The organism is Citrobacter sp. wls714, assembly GCF_005281025.1.
GTDB lineage: Bacteria > Pseudomonadota > Gammaproteobacteria > Enterobacterales > Enterobacteriaceae > Citrobacter > Citrobacter werkmanii.
In genome coordinates this window covers 158,923-178,250 of sequence record NZ_SZWZ01000095.1, presented here as the reverse complement: position 1 = coordinate 178,250, position 19,328 = coordinate 158,923, and the positions used below count along the sequence as shown (strand labels likewise).

At 54.7% G+C, this 19,328-nt stretch carries 13 protein-coding genes and 1 riboswitch; of the genes, 10 read left to right on the top strand and 3 right to left on the bottom strand.

The window, feature by feature from the left end; genetic code table 11:
- A riboswitch (TPP riboswitch) is annotated at positions 1-98 on the top strand.
- A gap of 30 nt (positions 99-128) precedes the next feature.
- From thiB to thiQ, 3 genes are read left to right on the top strand one after another with little or no spacing between them, the layout of a single operon-like run.
- Positions 129-1,112 carry a thiamine ABC transporter substrate binding subunit gene (gene thiB / locus FDX11_RS21340; RefSeq protein ID WP_079225518.1) on the top strand — a complete coding sequence of 328 codons (984 nt, stop codon included), beginning with the start codon at positions 129-131 and terminating at the stop codon, positions 1,110-1,112.
- Entirely contained in the window at positions 1,088-2,698 is a 1,611-nt protein-coding gene (thiP, locus tag FDX11_RS21335) for a thiamine/thiamine pyrophosphate ABC transporter permease ThiP (RefSeq protein ID WP_137398504.1), read from the top strand. The genes thiB and thiP overlap by 25 nt, the downstream gene beginning before the upstream one ends.
- Positions 2,682-3,389: a thiamine ABC transporter ATP-binding protein ThiQ gene (gene thiQ, locus FDX11_RS21330; RefSeq protein ID WP_137398503.1), complete on the top strand. Its 708-nt coding sequence runs from the start codon at positions 2,682-2,684 to the stop codon at positions 3,387-3,389. Before thiP ends, thiQ begins: the two co-directional genes overlap by 17 nt.
- Before the next feature lie 38 nt (positions 3,390-3,427).
- On the opposite strand, the gene FDX11_RS21325 is transcribed toward thiQ, so the two are convergent.
- Positions 3,428-4,195, bottom strand: coding sequence for a DedA family protein (locus tag FDX11_RS21325; protein ID WP_038637157.1), 768 nt, complete (start codon positions 4,193-4,195; stop codon positions 3,428-3,430).
- 119 nt (positions 4,196-4,314) lie between these two features.
- Complete coding sequence (gene araC, locus FDX11_RS21320; protein ID WP_003018834.1) at positions 4,315-5,160, bottom strand: arabinose operon transcriptional regulator AraC; 846 nt, start codon at positions 5,158-5,160, stop codon at positions 4,315-4,317.
- 339 nt (positions 5,161-5,499) lie between these two features.
- Between araC and araB the strand changes: the two genes are divergently transcribed.
- The 6 genes from araB (at position 5,500) to rluA (ending at position 15,711) form a co-directional block, all read left to right on the top strand.
- Positions 5,500-7,209, top strand: coding sequence for a ribulokinase (gene araB, locus FDX11_RS21315; RefSeq protein ID WP_137360238.1), 1,710 nt, complete (start codon positions 5,500-5,502; stop codon positions 7,207-7,209).
- A gap of 10 nt (positions 7,210-7,219) precedes the next feature.
- Positions 7,220-8,722 (top strand): L-arabinose isomerase, encoded by a 1,503-nt coding sequence (araA, locus tag FDX11_RS21310; RefSeq protein ID WP_137398502.1) that lies wholly within the window; start codon positions 7,220-7,222, stop codon positions 8,720-8,722.
- Between the two features lie 96 nt (positions 8,723-8,818).
- Positions 8,819-9,514, top strand: a complete 696-nt coding sequence (gene araD / locus FDX11_RS21305) for an L-ribulose-5-phosphate 4-epimerase (RefSeq protein ID WP_042312376.1) — start codon at positions 8,819-8,821, stop codon at positions 9,512-9,514.
- A gap of 91 nt (positions 9,515-9,605) precedes the next feature.
- Positions 9,606-11,957, top strand: coding sequence for a DNA polymerase II (gene polB / locus FDX11_RS21300; RefSeq protein ID WP_137398501.1), 2,352 nt, complete (start codon positions 9,606-9,608; stop codon positions 11,955-11,957).
- A gap of 176 nt (positions 11,958-12,133) precedes the next feature.
- Positions 12,134-15,040: an RNA polymerase-associated protein RapA gene (gene rapA, locus FDX11_RS21295; protein WP_137398500.1), complete on the top strand. Its 2,907-nt coding sequence runs from the start codon at positions 12,134-12,136 to the stop codon at positions 15,038-15,040.
- Positions 15,041-15,051: 11 nt separating this feature from the next.
- The gene (gene rluA, locus FDX11_RS21290) at positions 15,052-15,711 is read left to right on the top strand and encodes a bifunctional tRNA pseudouridine(32) synthase/23S rRNA pseudouridine(746) synthase RluA (RefSeq protein WP_042312382.1); all 660 of its coding nucleotides are present in this window, start codon (positions 15,052-15,054) and stop codon (positions 15,709-15,711) included.
- Between the two features lie 173 nt (positions 15,712-15,884).
- Here the strand turns inward: rluA and djlA are convergent, their stop codons facing one another.
- Positions 15,885-16,700 carry a co-chaperone DjlA gene (djlA, locus tag FDX11_RS21285; protein ID WP_003845702.1) on the bottom strand — a complete coding sequence of 272 codons (816 nt, stop codon included), beginning with the start codon at positions 16,698-16,700 and terminating at the stop codon, positions 15,885-15,887.
- A 255-nt stretch (positions 16,701-16,955) separates the two neighbouring features.
- Between djlA and lptD the strand changes: the two genes are divergently transcribed.
- Entirely contained in the window at positions 16,956-19,316 is a 2,361-nt protein-coding gene (gene lptD, locus FDX11_RS21280) for an LPS assembly protein LptD (RefSeq protein WP_137398499.1), read from the top strand.
- The last annotated feature ends 12 nt before the right edge of the window (positions 19,317-19,328 follow it).

Here is a 19,328-nt window from a genome sequence, read left to right as displayed (position 1 = left end):
CCGTTCTCAACGGGGTGCTATGCAATATGCTGGCTGAGAGATACCCGTCGAACCTGATCCGGATAATGCCGGCGAAGGGATTTGAGGCTTATCTCAAGTCCTTTGCCACCCAACTCTTGAGGTGCAAAGTGTTTAAAAAATGTCTTCCGCTTTTACTGCTGTGCGCAGCGCCTGCCTTCGCCAAACCGGTACTGACCGTCTATACCTACGATTCGTTCGCCGCGGACTGGGGCCCTGGCCCGACAATCAAAAAAGCCTTTGAAGCTGACTGCAACTGCGAACTGAAGCTGGTCGCGCTGGAAGATGGCGTCTCGCTGCTTAACCGCCTGCGCATGGAAGGAAAAAACAGCAAAGCCGACGTCGTACTGGGACTGGATAACAACCTGCTGGATGCCGCCACGCAAACCAAACTGTTCGCCAAAAGCGGGGTCGCAAACGACGCCGTTGACGTGCCCGGCGGCTGGAAAAATGACACCTTTGTTCCGTTTGATTACGGCTACTTCGCTTTTGTCTATGATAAAAACAAGCTGAAAAATCCGCCAAAGAGCCTGAAGGAATTGGTAGAGAGCAGCCAAAAATGGCGCGTCATTTATCAGGATCCACGCACCAGCACGCCAGGGCTGGGCCTGCTGTTATGGATGCAGAAAGTTTATGGCGACAAAGCGCCGGAGGCGTGGCAGAAACTGGCCGCCAAAACCGTCACCGTCACCAAGGGTTGGAGCGAAGCCTACGGCCTGTTCCTGAAAGGTGAGAGCGATCTGGTACTGAGCTACACCACCTCCCCGGCCTATCACATCATTGACGAGAAAAAAGATAACTACGCCGCCGCTGAGTTTAGTGAAGGTCACTATTTGCAGGTGGAAGTCGCCGCCCGCACCGCTGCCAGCAAGCAGCCGGAACTGGCTGAGAAATTCCTGAAATTTATGGTGTCACCGGCATTCCAGAATGCCATTCCGACCGGCAACTGGATGTATCCGGTGACGCAGGTTGCTCTTCCATCAGGATTTGAGCAACTGAATAAACCGGCCACCGCGCTGGAATTTACCCCGCAGCAGGTTGCGGCCCAGCGTCAGACATGGATCAGCGAATGGCAACGCGCCGTCAGCCGTTAATTCCCGGCTGGCTGGTTCCCGGGCTTTCTGCCGCCACGCTGATGGTGGCAGTTGCCCTGGCCGCGTTCCTGGCGCTATGGTTTAACGCCCCACAAGGTGACTGGCTCTCGCTGTGGGGAGACGACTACCTGTGGCACGTGGTGCGTTTTTCTTTCTGGCAGGCTTTTTTATCCGCAGTGTTGTCGGTTGTCCCGGCAATTTTCCTTGCCAGAGCGCTTTATCGCCGCCGTTTCCCTGGACGTCTGGCGCTGCTACGCCTGTGCGCGATGACGCTAATTCTGCCGGTGTTGGTCGCGGTCTTTGGCATCCTGAGCGTGTATGGCCGTCAGGGTTGGTTAGCCTCGCTCTGGCAGACATTCGGGCTGGAGTGGACGTTTTCGCCGTACGGTTTGCAGGGCATCCTGCTGGCGCACGTTTTTTTCAATCTGCCGATGGCCAGCCGTCTGCTGTTGCAGTCGCTGGAAAATATTCCAGGCGAACAACGACAGTTAGCCGCTCAGTTGGGTATCCGCGGCTGGCATTTCTTCCGCTTTGTCGAGTGGCCATGGTTACGCCGTCAGATCCTTCCCGTCGCGGCGCTCATCTTTATGCTGTGCTTCGCCAGCTTCGCCACCGTCTTGTCGCTGGGTGGCGGGCCGCAGGCAACCACCATTGAGCTGGCTATCTATCAGGCGCTGAACTTTGATTACGATCCCGCCCGTGCCGCGATGCTGGCGTTGATCCAGATGCTGTGTTGTTTAGCGCTGGTGCTCCTCAGCCAACGCCTGAGCCGCGCCATTGCGCCGGGCACCACGCTGGTTCAGGGCTGGCGCGATCCCGACGATCGTTTGCACAGCCGTCTGGCCGACTCGCTGCTGATTATTCTGGCCCTGCTGCTGTTGCTGCCGCCGCTGCTGGCAGTGCTTGTCGATGGTCTTAACAACCAGGTACTGGAAGTGCTTATGCAGCCGGTTCTGTGGCAGGCATTGGGAACTTCACTGCGCATCGCGCTGGCGGCAGGGGCATTGTGCGTGATACTCACCATGATGCTGTTATGGAGCAGTCGCGAACTGCGCGCCCGACAGCAGGTGCTGGCAGGCCAGGTACTGGAGCTTAGCGGCATGATGATCCTCGCCATGCCGGGCATCGTGTTAGCTACCGGCTTCTTTCTGCTGCTCAATAACACCGTTGGACTCCCCGAATCTGCCGACGGCATTGTGATTTTCACCAACGCGCTGATGGCGATCCCTTACGCGCTGAAGGTACTGGAAAACCCAATGCGTGACGTGACCGCACGCTACAGTATGCTGTGCCAGTCGTTGGGAATTGAGGGATGGTCGCGCCTGAAAGTGGTTGAACTGCGGGCACTGAAACGTCCGCTGGCGCAGGCGATGGCGTTTGCCTGTGTATTGTCGATTGGCGACTTTGGCGTGGTGGCGTTATTTGGCAATGAGGATTTCCGCACCCTGCCGTTTTATTTATATCAGCAGATTGGATCTTATCGCAGTCAGGATGGCGCGGTTACGGCGCTCTTGCTGCTGATCCTGTGTTTTACGCTGTTTACCGTTATTGAGAAATTGCCGGGTCGAAATGTTAAAACTGATTGATATCACATGGCTTTACCACCATTTGCCCATGCGCTTTACGCTGTCAGTCTCGCGCGGTGAGCAGGTAGCAATACTCGGGCCCAGCGGTGCCGGGAAAAGTACGTTGCTGAATCTGATTGCCGGCTTTCTCACGCCTGCCAGCGGCACAATGATGATTGAAGGTGAAGATCACACCGCAACGCCTCCTTCGCGTCGTCCCGTCTCCATGCTGTTTCAGGAAAACAATCTGTTCAGCCATCTGAGCGTGTGGCAAAACATCGGCCTGGGTCTTGATCCGGGTTTAAAACTGAACGCGCTTCAGCGGGAGAAAATGCACCACATCGCCTGGCAAATGGGCCTCGATTCACTGCTGGAACGACTCCCCGGTGAGCTTTCCGGCGGGCAGCGACAACGCGTGGCGCTGGCGCGTTGTCTGGTGCGGGAGCAACCCATATTGCTGCTCGATGAACCGTTCTCTGCGCTCGATCCCGCCCTGCGTCAGGAGATGTTAACCCTGGTCGCCGAGGTCTGCCGTGATAAGCAGCTTACGCTGCTGATGGTTTCCCACAGCGTAGAAGATGCGGCGCGAATTGCGCCCCGGTCAATCGTCGTCGCCGACGGACGCATTGCATGGCAAGGCAAAACAGACGAGCTACTAAGCGGTCAAGCCAGTGCCTCAGCGCTGTTAGGCATCAACCCTCATATTTCGTAGGCCGGATAAGGCGAAGCCGCCATCCGGCAAAGGAATCGCTAGTAACCCACAACTTTGCGCAGAATATCGATATACACCGGCATCAGCGGGTGACGCAACAGCGCCACCAGCGCGACCACGCCGATCCCGAGCGTTAACGGTGCCAGATACAGCAAACGACTGCGGGGGAAATACGCGGTTAAACGATCGACTGCCGCTTTGCCGCTACGCCACAGCCGCCAGCATAGCCAGCCCCCGACCCACAGCAGCAACGCCGTCGCCAGCAGCAGCCATTTGAAGTCTCCGCTCTGCATATCGGAAGGAATATCGATTGCCGCTCCCGCCAAAATACCCGGCAGGAAATAGAACGGCGGCCACAGCACGCAGCCTATAATATTCGGCACAATAAATTTTGCGACAGGCAGATCCAGCATGCCCGCCACCATCGGCACCAGCGGACGCGTTGGGCCGACAAAACGGCCCACCAGAATGGTAAACATGCTGTGCTGATGCAGCGCATGCTCGGTTTTATCCAGCAGCGCCTTGTTCTTTTTCATGAACGACCAACGGTGCAGCGGCTTTTTAAAGCGCCAGCCCAACCAAAAGGAGATCCAATCCCCCAACAGGCAACCGACGATGCCCGCAAGCCAGGCATGCCAGAAATTCAGTTCGCCACTGCCAATCAGCGCCCCCAGCCCCGCCATCATCACGGTGCCAGGCAGAATCAGACCAACCAACGCCAGCGACTCCAAAAAAGCCACCAAAAGTACGGCGATCAGAGAGTACAGGGCGGACTGGAGAATAAAGTGTTCCAGCAATGCTTGCATAATGTGTCCGTCAGATTTACGAAGCAGGGATTTTGATAACCCTTCTCAACTTCGTCAAGCCATCAATTGTCTGAATAGATTGCCAGTTATGACAACTTTCAGGACACATCATTCACTTTTTATTCACATCCAGCACGGAACTCGCTCGGACTGGCGCCGGTACATTTTTTGAAAACGCGAGAGAAATAGAGCTGGTCATCAAAGCCGACGTTGCGACCCACCGTGGCGATAGGCATACGTGTGGTACTCAGCAGTAGCTTCGCCTGACTGATACGCTGATCCTCACGCCAGCTTAATACGCTGATGCCCAATTGCTGGCGGAACAGGTGTGACAAACGGGAAGGCGACAGGCAGACATGCTGTGCGACGCTGGCAATATCAAAATTGCTGTCCGCCAGATGATCGCTAATGTACTGGCAGGCATCGCGAACGCGGTTGTCCATTGGCGGATGCAGCGACTCATTAATGGCTTCCATACGTCGGAGTAACAATTGCTCCAGCAGATTAATCGCCAGCAGTTCGGAATAGCGGCCCTCCCCTTGCCCGGCATTAATGATCTGTCCAAACAGTTCATTAAAATGCGGTTGGTGCGCTTCATCAGGGCGAAAGAAACCGGTCTGGGCAAAAATGGCCGGCCAGGTCAGCCACTCCTGCCAGTAAGCGCGTGGCCGAAAGTAGACCCACTGGTGATACCACTCGCTGGCATCCGGGTGGCGTCCGTAGTGGTGAATTTCTCCGGGCGGAAACAGCAAAATATCGCCAGGTCGACAGACAAACTGCTTGCCCTGATTATTAATGACCCCTTCCCCACGGATAGTGAGATTAAGGATATAGCCCTTCATCCCCAGCGGCCTGTCGATAAAAAAGTCCAGGTATCCGTTCGCCTCAATGGGGGTTAATCCAGCCACCAAATGTGCGTTAAACGAATAGCCCGGCAGTAGGGGATCGTTTTGCGTTTCAGCCATAATTTCAATACTCCCTGGGTTCTGCTAAGAAACAATTTGTCCATATTACGCCAGACATCATCGCCGTCGCCCCTGCGGGTCACAGTGTTTGCAGTAATGGACCATCAACCCCGCTTGTGAAAAGCAATTTGTAAAAAACATGTACTACGCCAACGTCAAAATCGGCTAACGAAAGTGTCTATAACTACGGCAGAAATGTCCACATTGATTATTTGCACGGCGTCACACTTTGTGATGCCACAGCATTTTAGTCCATAAGATTAGCGGATCCTGCCTGACGGTTTTTATCCCTTCTCACTACTGTTTATCCATACCCGTATTTTTGGATGGAGTAAGACGATGGCGATTGCAATTGGCCTCGATTTTGGTAGTGATTCGGTACGCGCTTTGGCGGTGGAATGTGCCACTGGTGAAGAAATCGCCACCAGCGTTGAGTGGTACCCACGTTGGCAGGAAGGGCAGTATTGCGACGGCCCAAACAACCAGTTTCGCCATCATCCGCGCGACTACATTGAGTCCATGGAAGCGGCGCTGAAAACCGTCCTGGCCGAGCTGAGCGCGGAACAACGCGCGGAAGTGGTCGGGATTGGCGTTGACAGTACCGGTTCAACCCCGGCGCCCATCGATGCCGACGGCAACGTACTGGCGCTGCGCCCGGAGTTCGCGGAAAACCCGAATGCGATGTTTGTTCTGTGGAAAGATCACACCGCGGTCGAAGAAGCCGAAGAAATTACTCGCCTGTGCCACACGCCGGGCAAGATCGATTACTCCCGCTATATTGGCGGTATTTATTCCAGCGAATGGTTCTGGGCAAAAATCCTGCACGTGACTCGCCAGGACCACGCGGTCGCCGAGGCGGCGGTCTCATGGATTGAGCTGTGTGACTGGGTTCCGGCCCTGCTCTCCAACACTGTGCGCCCCCAGGATATTCGTCGCGGTCGCTGCAGCGCCGGGCATAAATCCCTGTGGCATGAAAGCTGGGGGGGGCTGCCGCCAGCCAGTTTCTTTGACGAACTCGACCCCATCCTCAACCGCCATCTGCAATACCCAATGTTTAGCGACACCTTCACGGCGGACCTGCCGGTTGGCACTCTGTGTGCCGAGTGGGCGCAGCGCCTGGGGCTACCAGAAACCGTGGTGATTTCAGGCGGAGCTTTTGACTGCCATATGGGCGCGGTCGGCGCAGGCGCACAACCCAATACGCTGGTGAAAGTCATCGGCACGTCTACCTGCGACATTCTGATTGCCGACAAACAAAGCGTTGGCGAACGCGCGGTGAAAGGCATTTGCGGCCAGGTTGATGGCAGCGTGGTGCCGCATTTTATCGGTCTGGAAGCGGGGCAATCTGCTTTCGGCGATATCTATGCCTGGTTTAGCCGTGTGTTGAGCTGGCCGCTGGAACAGCTTGCCGCGCAGCACCCGGAACTGAAAACCCAGATTAAAGCCAGCCAAAAACAGCTGCTGCCAGCGCTCACCGAAGCCTGGGCGAAAAATCCGTCGCTGGATCACCTGCCGGTGGTGCTTGACTGGTTTAATGGTCGTCGTACGCCGAATGCCAACCAGCGTCTGAAAGGCGTCATTACCGACCTGAATCTGGCAACCGATGCGCCAGCGCTGTTTGGTGGTCTGATTGCCGCCACGGCCTTTGGCGCACGCGCCATCATGGAATGCTTCACCGAACAAGGCATTGCGGTTAACAACGTCATGGCGCTCGGCGGTATCGCGCGTAAAAACCCGGTCATCATGCAGGCCTGCTGCGACGTGCTAAACCGTCCGCTACAGATTGTCGCTTCAGACCAGTGCTGCGCGCTCGGTGCGGCTATCTTCGCCGCCGTTGCCGCGCAGGTCCATGCAGACATTCCAGCCGCCCAGCAACACATGGCGAGCGCAGTAGAAAAGACGATGCAACCTCGTCCAGAACAGGCTCAACGTTTTGAACAACTTTACCGCCGCTACCAGCAGTGGGCGGTAAGCGCTGAACAACAGTACCTTCCGACTGCCGCACCGGCGCAGCAAGCCCCGGTAGACCTGGCAACCCTGACTCATTAAGGACACGACAATGACAATTTTTGATAACTATGAAGTGTGGTTTGTGATTGGTAGCCAGCATCTGTATGGCCCGGAAACACTGCGTCAGGTAACCCAACATGCCGAGCACGTTGTTAACGCACTGAATACGGAAGCTAACCTGCCCTGCAAACTGGTATTAAAACCGCTGGGTACTTCTCCTGACGAAATTACCGCTATCTGTCGTGATGCCAACTATGACGATCGCTGCGCAGGCCTGGTGGTCTGGCTGCACACCTTCTCTCCAGCCAAAATGTGGATTAACGGTCTGACTATCCTCAACAAACCGCTGATGCAGTTCCACACCCAGTTCAACGCCGCCCTGCCGTGGGACAGCATTGATATGGACTTTATGAACCTGAACCAGACCGCACACGGCGGTCGCGAGTTCGGCTTCATCGGTGCGCGTATGCGTCAGCAGCACGCCGTGGTCACCGGTCATTGGCAGGATAAGCAAGCGCACGAGCGTATTGGCTCCTGGATGCGCCAGGCGGTGTCCAAACAGGATACCCGCCATCTGAAAGTCTGCCGTTTTGGCGACAACATGCGCGAAGTGGCGGTCACTGACGGCGATAAAGTTGCCGCACAGATCAAATTCGGTTTCTCGGTAAATACCTGGGCCGTGGGCGATCTGGTGCAGGTAGTGAACGCAATTAGTGACGGCGAAATCAACGCACTGATCGACGAGTACGAAAGCACCTACACCATGACGGCGGCCACGCAAGTCCATGGTGAAAAACGTCAGAACGTACTGGAAGCCGCCCGTATTGAACTGGGGATGAAACGCTTCCTGGAACAGGGCGGATTCCACGCCTTTACGACGACATTTGAAGATTTGCACGGCCTGAAACAACTCCCGGGTCTGGCCGTACAGCGTCTGATGCAGCAAGGCTACGGCTTTGCGGGCGAAGGCGACTGGAAAACCGCCGCTCTGCTTCGCATCATGAAGGTGATGTCAACCGGTCTGCAGGGCGGCACCTCATTTATGGAGGATTACACCTACCACTTCGAGAAAGGCAACGATCTGGTGCTCGGCTCGCACATGCTGGAAGTGTGCCCGTCAATCGCTGTGGAAGAGAAACCGATCCTCGACGTTCAGCACCTTGGTATTGGCGGTAAAGACGATCCTGCCCGTCTGATCTTCAACACTAAAACTGGCCCGGCAGTGGTTGCCAGCCTGATCGATCTCGGCGATCGCTATCGCTTGCTGGTTAACTGCATCAACACTGTGCAAACGCCGCATGACCTGCCGAAACTGCCGGTGGCTAACGCATTGTGGAAGGCCCAGCCGGATCTGCCAACCGCATCTGAGGCCTGGATCCTTGCCGGTGGCGCGCACCACACCGTCTTCAGCCATGCGCTGGATCTGAACGATATGCGCCAGTTCGCTGAAATGCATGATATCGAGATCGCAGTGATCGATAACGATACCCGTCTGCCGGCCTTTAAGGACGCGTTGCGCTGGAACGAAGTGTATTACGGGTTCAAACGTTAATTGGTGAAACGGATTGCCCGGTGGCATTTCATTTACCGGGCCTACAAATTACGTAGGCCGGATAAGCGAAGCGCCATCCGGCATTCAGGAGTTAACATGCTAGAAGATCTTAAACGTCAGGTACTGGAAGCGAATCTGGCGCTGCCAAAGCACAACCTGGTGACGCTGACCTGGGGAAACGTTAGCGCCGTCGATCGCGAACGCGGCGTGTTTGTGATTAAACCTTCCGGTGTCGATTACAGCGTCATGACCGCAGACGATATGGTTGTTGTCAGTATCGCCACTGGGGAAGTCGTTGAAGGCACGAAAAAGCCCTCCTCCGATACTCCAACGCACCGTTTGTTATATCAGGCATTCCCGAGCATTGGCGGTATTGTTCATACCCACTCGCGCCACGCGACAATCTGGGCGCAGGCGGGTCAGTCAATTCCAGCGACAGGCACCACCCACGCGGACTATTTCTACGGCACGATTCCCTGTACGCGGAAAATGACCGACAGCGAGATTAACGGTGAATACGAGTGGGAAACCGGAAATGTAATCGTTGAAACCTTCGAGAAACAAGGCATTGACGCAGCGCAGATGCCTGGCGTACTGGTGCACTCTCACGGTCCGTTCGCCTGGGGAAAAAATGCCGAAGATGCGGTGCATAACGCCATCGTGCTGGAAGAAGTCGCCTATATGGGGATTTTCTGCCGCCAGCTCGCGCCGCAACTGCCGGATATGCAACAAACCCTACTGGATAAGCACTACCTACGTAAACACGGTGCTAAAGCGTATTACGGACAGTAGTCTCTGCGGGTACAGGATAACTGTATAAAACCACAGCAAATCTATCAGAACCAGGCTATAATCATGCCTGGTTTTTTAATGGATACACAGCGTGGCGCAGGCAGGCTTTATTTTAACCCGGCACTGGCGGGACACCCCGCAGGGAACTGAGGTCTCATTCTGGCTGGCTACAGACGACGGGCCGCTGCTGGTTACGCTCGCGCCGCAGGAATCCGTCGCGTTTATACCAGGCAGTCAGGTTCCGCGCGTTACATCATTATTACGTACAGAGAACGGCTATCGCCTGACGCCGCTTCAACTACAAGATTTCCACCGCCAGCCCGTTTCGGGTCTGTATTGCCGCTCCCATCGCCAGCTCATGCGGCTGGAAAAACTCCTGCGCGAAAACGGCGTCACTGTCTACGAGGCGGATATCCGCCCGCCGGAGCGCTACCTGATGGAACGCTTCATCACGTCCCCGGTCTGGGCCGAAGGCGACAAACAGCACGGCACGCTGATTAATACCCGCCTGAAACCAAACCCGAGCTATCGTCCACCGCTAAAATGGGTATCGCTGGATATCGAAACCACACGGCATGGTGAACTCTACTGCATTGGCCTTGAAGGTTGCGGGCAGCGTATTGTCTACATGCTCGGCCCGGCAAACGGCGATGCCTCGGCGCTGGATTTTGAACTTGAGTACGTGGCAAGCCGCCCGCAGTTGCTGGAAAAGCTCAACGACTGGATTGCCCGTCACGATCCCGATGTCATCATCGGCTGGAACGTGGTGCAATTCGATTTACGCGTCCTGCAAAAGCATGCCGAACGTTATCGCATCCCCCTGCGTTTTGGTCGTGATAATAGCGAACTGGAGTGGCGCGAGCATGGCTTCAAAAACGGCGTGTTCTTCGCGCAGGCCAAAGGTCGTCTGATCATTGACGGCATTGAAGCACTCAAATCCGCCTTCTGGAATTTCTCGTCATTCTCGCTGGAAACGGTGTCGCAAGAATTGCTGGGTGAAGGCAAGTCGATTGATAACCCGTGGGACCGAATGGACGAAATTGACCGTCGGTTTGCCCAGGATAAACCCGCGCTCGCCACCTACAATCTCAAAGACTGTGAGCTGGTCACGCGTATTTTTCATAAAACCGAGATCATGCCTTTTCTGCTGGAGCGCTCGACGGTCAACGGTCTACCGGTCGACCGTCACGGTGGTTCGGTTGCCGCCTTCGGCCACCTCTACCTTCCGCGCATGCACCGGGCGGGTTACGTGGCGCCAAATCTGGGGGAAGTTCCCGCGCACGCCAGCCCCGGCGGCTACGTGATGGACTCGCGCCCGGGATTGTACGACTCCGTGCTGGTGCTGGATTACAAAAGCCTGTACCCCTCAATTATTCGTACATTTTTGATCGATCCGGTGGGGCTTATTGAAGGGATGGCGCAACCGGATCGGGAGCACAGCACCGAAGGTTTTCTTGACGCCTGGTTCTCACGCGAAAAACATTGCCTGCCGGAGATCGTTACTCAGATCTGGCACGGGCGTGAAGAAGCAAAACGCCACGGAAATAAACCGCTCTCGCAGGCGCTGAAAATTATCATGAACGCGTTTTACGGTGTGCTTGGCACGACCGCCTGTCGCTTTTTCGACCCGAGACTGGCCTCATCAATCACGATGCGCGGTCATGCGATCATGCGCCAGACCAAAGCGTTAATTGAGGCTCAGGGTTACGACGTCATCTATGGTGATACCGACTCGACCTTTGTCTGGCTTAAAAAGGCGCACTCAGAAGATGATGCCGCCCGGATTGGCCGGGAGCTGGTGAGCCATGTCAACTCGTGGTGGGCGCAATCGCTAAAGCAACAAAATCTGACCAGCGCGCTGGAGCTGGAGTTTGAAACCCACTTTTGTCGCTTTCTGATGCCGACTATTCGCGGTGCAGATACCGGTAGTAAAAAACGTTACGCCGGAATGATTCAGGAAGGGGCTGAACAACGCATGGTGTTTAAGGGGCTGGAAACGGTTCGCACCGACTGGACACCGCTGGCACAACAATTCCAGCAGGAGCTGTACCTGCGAATTTTTCGTAACGAGCCGTATCAGGAGTTTGTCCGCGAGACCATCGACCGTCTGATGGCGGGTGAACTTGATGCGCAACTGGTGTACCGCAAACGCCTGCGCCGCCCGTTAAGTGAATACCAGCGTAATGTTCCGCCACACGTCCGCGCGGCACGACTGGCTGATGAACAGAATATAAAACGAGGTCGTGCGCCACAGTACCAAAACCGTGGCACCATTAAATATGTCTGGACAGTAAACGGCCCTGAACCTGTGGATTATCAGCAATCTGCTCTCGATTATGAGCACTATTTGACCCGTCAGATACAACCAGTTGCCGAGGGAATACTTCCCTTTATCGATGATAACTTTGCTACACTACTCACAGGGCAACTGGGGTTATTTTGACGCGTGACGAAACCGCCGCCATCCAGTACCATAGCGCCCTTTCCATTCCTGGACCCATTTAACACCACTACCACTGATTTATTAGCCTGGTAGCGGGGTCGTATGCTCTCAAAAACCGGGTTAGCCCGGAAAATGACGAGTATTACCTGCAATTAAAGATATAGAGCCGAACATATATGCCTTTTACACTTGGTCAACGCTGGATCAGCGATACAGAAAGCGAACTGGGACTTGGTACTGTTGTCGCCATGGATGCGCGAACCGTCACTTTACTTTTCTCATCGACGGGCGAAAACCGTCTGTATGCGCGCAGTGATTCTCCCGTGACCCGCGTGATGTTCAATCCTGGCGATACGATAACGAGCCATGAAGGCTGGCAGCTGCATGTCGATGAAGTAAAAGAAGAAAACGGCCTGCTTGCCTATATCGGAACCCGCCTTGATACCGAAGAAACCGGTGTAACGCTGCGTGAAGTGCTGCTCGACAGTAAACTGGTATTCAGCAAACCACAGGATCGCCTGTTTGCTGGCCAAATTGATCGTATGGACCGCTTTGCGCTGCGCTATCGCGCGCGTAAATTTCAGAGCGAACAGTACCGTATGCCGTGGAGTGGTTTGCGCGGCCAGCGTACCAGCCTGATCCCCCACCAGCTCAACATTGCTCATGATGTTGGTCGTCGTCACGCCCCGCGCGTTTTGCTGGCTGACGAAGTGGGTTTAGGTAAAACCATTGAGGCTGGGATGATCCTGCATCAGCAACTGCTTTCCGGCGCCGCTGAACGCGTACTGATCATCGTCCCGGAGACGCTACAGCACCAGTGGCTGGTCGAAATGCTGCGCCGTTTCAACCTGCGTTTTGCGCTGTTTGATGATGAGCGTTATGCAGAAGCGCAGCATGACGCCTACAACCCGTTTGAAACCGAACAGTTAGTTATCTGTTCGCTGGACTTTGCCCGTCGCAGTAAACAGCGTCTGGAGCACTTGTGTGACGCCGAATGGGATCTGCTGATTGTCGATGAAGCCCATCACCTGGTGTGGAGCGAAGATGCGCCCAGCCGCGAATATATGGCCATTGAACAGCTGGCTGAACGCGTGCCGGGTATCCTGCTACTGACCGCAACGCCAGAACAACTGGGTATGGAAAGCCACTTTGCGCGTCTGCGCCTGCTGGATCCAAGCCGTTTCCACGATTTCGCCCAGTTTGTTGAAGAGCAAAAAAATTACCGTCCGGTCGCTGATGCCGTCGCCATGCTGCTGGCTGGCAACAAGCTGAGTAACGATGAGCTGAACATGTTAGGCGACATGATTGGCGAGCAGGACATTGAGCCGTTATTGCAGGCGGCAAACAGCGACAGCGAGGACGCCCAGAGCGCGCGCCAGGAGCTGGTTTCAATGCTGATGGACCGCCATGGCACCAGCCGCGTGCTGTTCCGTAATACCCGTAACGGTGTGAAAGGCTTCCCGAAACGCGAACTGCATACCATCAAGCTGCCGCTGCCAACCCAATATCAGACCGCGATTAAAGTCTCCGGCATTATGGGTGCACGAAAGAGTGCGGAAGACCGGGCTCGCGACATGCTCTACCCGGAACAGATTTATCAGGAATTCGAAGGTGACACCGGCACCTGGTGGAACTTTGATCCGCGCGTGGAATGGCTGATGGGCTACCTGACCAGCCACCGCTCGCAAAAAGTGCTGGTTATCTGCGCGAAAGCAACCACCGCGCTGCAACTGGAGCAGGTCTTGCGCGAGCGTGAAGGGATCCGCGCCGCCGTGTTCCATGAAGGAATGTCGATCATTGAACGTGACCGCGCGGCAGCCTGGTTTAGCGAAGAAGATAGCGGCGCCCAGGTGATGCTGTGTTCTGAAATCGGCTCCGAGGGGCGTAACTTCCAGTTCGCCAGCAACCTGGTGATGTTCGACCTGCCGTTCAACCCGGACCTGCTGGAACAGCGTATTGGTCGTCTGGACCGTATCGGTCAGGCGCATGATATTCAGATCCACGTGCCGTTCCTGGAAAAAACAGCGCAATCCGTGCTGGTGCGCTGGTACCACGAAGGTCTGGATGCGTTCGAACACACTTGCCCAACCGGACGTACTATCTATGACACGGTATACAGCAATCTGATCGGCTTCCTGGCTGAGCCGGAAAACACCGATGGCTTTGATGACCTGATCAAAACCTGCCGTGAGCAGCATGACGCGCTGAAAGCCCAGCTGGAGCAAGGCCGCGATCGCCTGCTGGAAATTCACTCCAATGGCGGCGAAAAAGCTCAACAGCTTACCGAAAGTATTGAAGAGCAGGATGACGACACCAGTCTGATCGCCTTTGCCATGAACCTGTTTGATATCGTCGGTATTAATCAAGATGACCGTGGCGACAATTTGATCGTGCTGACGCCGTCCGACCACATGCTGGTACCGGATTTCCCTGGCCTGCCGGAAGATGGCTGCACCATTACATTTGAACGTGATGTCGCCCTGTCGCGTGAAGACGCTCAGTTTATTACCTGGGAGCATCCGCTGATCCGCAATGGTTTGGATCTGATCCTTTCCGGCGATACCGGAAGCAGCACTATTTCTTTATTGAAAAACAAGGCATTACCAGTCGGCACTCTGCTGGTTGAACTGGTCTACGTTGTAGAGGTGCAAGCGCCGAAACAACTGCAGTTGAACCGCTTCCTGCCACCAACGCCGGTACGCATGCTGCTGGATAAAAACGGTAATAACCTTGCCGCGCAGGTTGAATTCGAAACCTTTAACCGTCAGCTCAGCGCCGTTAACCGCCACACCGGCAGCAAACTGGTCAACGCCGTGCAGCAGGATGTTCATGCCATCCTGCAACTGGGTGAAGCGCAGGTGGAAAAATCCGCCCGCGCGCTGATCGACGCGGCGCGTAAGGAAGCGGACGAGAAGCTGACAGCAGAACTGTCGCGTCTGGAAGCCCTGCGTGCAGTTAACCCGAACATCCGTGATGACGAACTCAGCGCCATTGAAAGCAACCGCCAGCAGGTGTTGGAAAGCCTGGATCAGGCGGGCTGGCGTCTGGATGCCCTGCGTCTGATCGTTGTGACGCACCAGTAACGGAGCCATACATGGGGATGGAAAACTACAATCCGCCGCAGGAGCCCTGGCTGGTTATCCTGTATCAGGATGAGCACATTATGGTGGTCAATAAGCCGAGCGGCTTGTTGTCCGTGCCGGGCCGTCTGGATGAGCACAAAGACAGCGTGATGACGCGCATTCAGCGCGATTATCCGCAGGCTGAATCCGTGCATCGTCTGGATATGGCAACCAGCGGCGTGATTGTAGTCGCGCTAACCAAAGCGGCAGAGCGTGAACTAAAACGCCAGTTTCGCGAGCGCGAACCGAAAAAGCAGTATGTCGCACGCGTATGGGGACATCCCGCTCCGGCCGAGGGACTGGTTGATTTACCGCTGATTTGCGACTGGCCGAACCGGCCAAAGCAGAAAGTGTGTTATGAGACCGGGAAATCCGCGCAGACCGAGTATGAAGTGGTAGAGTTCGCGGCGGATAACACCGCCCGGGTGGTGCTCAAACCTATTACCGGACGCTCCCACCAGCTGCGAGTGCATATGCTGGCATTAGGGCATCCGATTCTGGGTGACCGCTTCTACGCCCCGCCACAGGCCCTGGCGTTAGCGCCGCGCCTGCTGCTGCACGCAGAGATGTTAACCATCACCCATCCCGAATACGGCAACAGCATGACGTTTAAAGTCCCGGCAGATTTTTAAAACGTTGCTGGGGACGCATTTCGTTTTTGCTTTGTGTCTCTATTTATAGACACAAATCATTCGAGATGCATCGAGGCGGCAAACGAAGAAATCCCCAGGAGCATAGATAACTATGTGACTGGGGTTTCACAGTGCAGCCAACAAAGAGGCAGCTTGAAGGATGCCGTGTATATTTACTTAAATCCTTTCTGCTCTTTAATCAGCTCGTACGCCTTCTGAATTTCCTGCGCCTTCTGCTTAGCCATCTCCATCATCTCCGGCGGCAGCCCTTTCGCCACCAGCTTGTCCGGATGGTGTTCGCTCATCAGTTTACGATAAGCGCGTTTAATGGTGGTCGCATCGTCGGTTGTTTTAACACCGAGAACATTGCAGGCGTCTTCCAGCGTCGGGCCTCGTTGCGCTTGCTGCCAGCCGCCACCACCGGACTGCTGCTGATATCCGCCGCCGAACTGTGCCCCGCCCTGCATCATGCGCAGAAACTGATCAAACTGGGTGCGCGAAATCCCCAACTCTTCAGCGATCACATACAACACTTCGCGCTCGTTAGGATGCAATGACCCATCGGCAAATGCTGCCTGGATCTGGATCTCCAGAAACATGCGGATCAGATCGAATCGACCAAAACAGACGCTGCGAAACTGACGCATCTTTTCACGTAATGGGTAATTGTCTGATTTTCCCACCCGGAAGGCGTGTTGCGCGGCAGTACGGGAATCACCGTGCAAATTCATCCGATCCATCAACTGGCTGGCGATATGAATATCGGCTTCCGTGACGCGACCTTTGGATTTGGTCAGATGTCCCATCACCTCAAAAGTGGTGGCAAAAAAAAGCGCCTGGCGTTCACGTTGGTTGGCAAACCACGCCATTTTGCGCATGCGGGCTTTGTCGAACATGTGGCCGACTAACAGGCCCAGAACCACACCCCAGAAGCCGCCGCCCATCATTAAAGCCACGGCTACACCAATTATCTTTCCCCAATACTGCATAGACTCCCCAAATCTTTATGCTCTCAGCCAGACTATGTCCCACAATATAAGCTGCTTTTACCGTTTGACGGCTGCGGTCAATTGTGGGACATCGCCTATAATTTGCATTATCATACCTGTCATTCAATGCCGTGCCTAACACCACGGATGCCTAAATGGGCAGGATTAACACTAGCGCAGTGAAGATGAGATAAGTTAGGCTGTGACCGTTTGTCACGCGCGACGCTACCGATGATGGAACAATAAATACAACGTATGAAAAAACGTATTCCCACTCTTCTGGCCACCATGATTGCCAGCGCCCTTTATAGTCAACAGGGTCTGGCAGCCGATCTCGCCTCACAGTGTATGCTGGGCGTGCCGAGCTATAACCGTCCTCTGGTGAAGGGCGAAACCAATGAATTACCCGTCACCATCAATGCCGACAACGCGAAAGGGAATTACCCGGATGACGCAGTGTTTACCGGCAACGTGGATATTGCGCAGGGTAATAGCCGCCTGCAAGCCGACGAAGTTCAGCTTCATCAGAAGCAGGCAGAAGGCCAGCCGGAGCCAGTACGTACCGTCGATGCGTTGGGTAATGTCCATTACGATGACAATCAGGTTATTCTGAAGGGACCGAAGGGCTGGTCTAATCTGAATACCAAAGATACCAACATCTGGGAAGGTGATTACCAGATGGTGGGCCGTCAGGGACGCGGGAAAGCCGACTTGATGAAACAGCGTGGGGAAAACCGTTATACCGTTCTGGAAAACGGTAGCTTTACCTCCTGTCTGCCCGGTTCCGATACCTGGAGCGTCGTCGGTAGCGAAGTCATCCACGATCGTGAAGAACAGGTCGCAGAGATCTGGAACGCCCGTTTTAAACTGGGTCCGGTTCCGGTCTTTTACAGTCCTTATTTACAGTTGCCCGTCGGCGATAAGCGCCGTTCCGGTTTCCTGATCCCGAACGCAAAATACTCGACTAATAACTATTTTGAGTTCTATCTTCCGTACTACTGGAACATTGCGCCCAATATGGACGCCACCATCACGCCGCATTATATGCACCGTCGTGGCGGCATCATGTGGGAGAACGAATTCCGCTACCTCACCCAGGCGGGTGCAGGCCTGATGGAGTTCGACTATCTGAACTCCGATAAAGTGTACGAGGATGATAACCCGAAGGATGACAACTCACGCCGCTGGCTGTTTTACTGGCGGCACGCTGGCGTCATGGACCAGGTGTGGCGTTTCAACGTCGACTACACCAAGGTCAGCGATTCTAGCTACTTCAACGACTTTGACAACAAGTACGGTTCCAGTACCGACGGCTATGCCACGCAAAAATTCAGCGTCGGCTATGCGGTACAGAACTTTGACGCTACGGTATCTACCAAACAATTCCAGGTTTTTGGTGACCAGAATAAAAGTAGCTATTCCGCCGAACCGCAATTAGATGTCAACTTCTACCAGAACGACGTCGGCCCGTTTGATACTCGTATTTATGGCCAGGCGGTTCATTTCGTGAACACCACGGATTATATGCCGGAAGCAACACGTCTGCATCTGGAGCCAACGATTAACCTGCCGCTGTCGAATAACTGGGGCAGTGTCAATACCGAAGCAAAACTGCTGGCAACGCACTATCAGCAAAGTAACCTGGATTGGTACAACAGCAAGCCAAGCAACGTGAACAAGCTAGACGATTCAGCCAACCGCGTCATGCCGCAGTTTAAAGTCGACGGCAAGATGGTCTTCGAGCGCGATATGAACATGCTGGCGCCGGGATATACCCAGACGCTGGAGCCGCGCGCGCAGTACCTGTACGTCCCGTATCGCAATCAAAGTCATATTTATAACTATGACTCATCCCTGCTGCAATCTGACTACAGTGGCCTGTTCCGTGACCGCTCTTATGGCGGCCTGGACCGTATTGCTTCCGCCAATCAGGTAACGACCGGGGTCACATCTCGCGTTTATGATGACGCGGCCGTTGAACGTTTTAATATTTCTGTGGGTCAAATCTACTATTTCACCGAGTCTCGCACTGGCGATGACCATACAGAATGGGAGAATGACGACAAAACGGGCTCACTGGTATGGGCTGGCGATACCTACTGGCGCATCTCCGATCGCTGGGGTTTACGCAGTGGGATCCAGTACGACACGCGCCTGGATAGCATCGCAACCAGCAATAGCAGTATCGAATACCGCCGTGACGAAAACCGTATGCTGCAATTGAACTACCGTTATGCCAGCCCAGAGTATATTAAGGCCGCGGTACCTTCACGCGATGTAACTAACGCCCAATATGAAAATGGGATTTCACAGGTGGGTGCGGTGGCGAGCTTCCCGATTGCCGACCGCTGGTCGATTGTCGGTGCTTACTACTTCGATACCAATGTGAACAAAGAAGCAGATTCAATGCTGGGCTTACAGTACAACTCCTGCTGTTACGCTATTCGCTTCGGCTACGAACGTAAGCTGAACGGTTGGGATAACAAAATGCAGCACGCGATTTATGACAACACGATCGGCTTTAATATCGAACTGCGTGGCCTGAGCTCTAACTACGGTCTCGGCACCAACCAAATGTTGCGTTCGAACATTTTGCCGTATCAAAGCGCTTTATGATCTGATTGATTT

What these genes read in the sequence shown, in the direction of transcription:
- araA (WP_137398502.1), top strand. Translation starts at nt 7,220, where the DNA reads ATGACAATTTTTGATAACTATGAAGTGTGGTTTGTGATTGGTAGCCAG.
- djlA (WP_003845702.1), bottom strand. Translation starts at nt 16,700, where the DNA reads ATGCAGTATTGGGGAAAGATAATTGGTGTAGCCGTGGCTTTAATGATG.
- FDX11_RS21325 (WP_038637157.1), bottom strand. Translation starts at nt 4,195, where the DNA reads ATGCAAGCATTGCTGGAACACTTTATTCTCCAGTCCGCCCTGTACTCT.
- thiQ (WP_137398503.1), top strand. Translation starts at nt 2,682, where the DNA reads ATGTTAAAACTGATTGATATCACATGGCTTTACCACCATTTGCCCATG.
- rapA (WP_137398500.1), top strand. Translation starts at nt 12,134, where the DNA reads ATGCCTTTTACACTTGGTCAACGCTGGATCAGCGATACAGAAAGCGAA.
- thiP (WP_137398504.1), top strand. Translation starts at nt 1,088, where the DNA reads ATGGCAACGCGCCGTCAGCCGTTAATTCCCGGCTGGCTGGTTCCCGGG.
- araC (WP_003018834.1), bottom strand. Translation starts at nt 5,160, where the DNA reads ATGGCTGAAACGCAAAACGATCCCCTACTGCCGGGCTATTCGTTTAAC.
- araB (WP_137360238.1), top strand. Translation starts at nt 5,500, where the DNA reads ATGGCGATTGCAATTGGCCTCGATTTTGGTAGTGATTCGGTACGCGCT.
- lptD (WP_137398499.1), top strand. Translation starts at nt 16,956, where the DNA reads ATGAAAAAACGTATTCCCACTCTTCTGGCCACCATGATTGCCAGCGCC.
- rluA (WP_042312382.1), top strand. Translation starts at nt 15,052, where the DNA reads ATGGGGATGGAAAACTACAATCCGCCGCAGGAGCCCTGGCTGGTTATC.
- araD (WP_042312376.1), top strand. Translation starts at nt 8,819, where the DNA reads ATGCTAGAAGATCTTAAACGTCAGGTACTGGAAGCGAATCTGGCGCTG.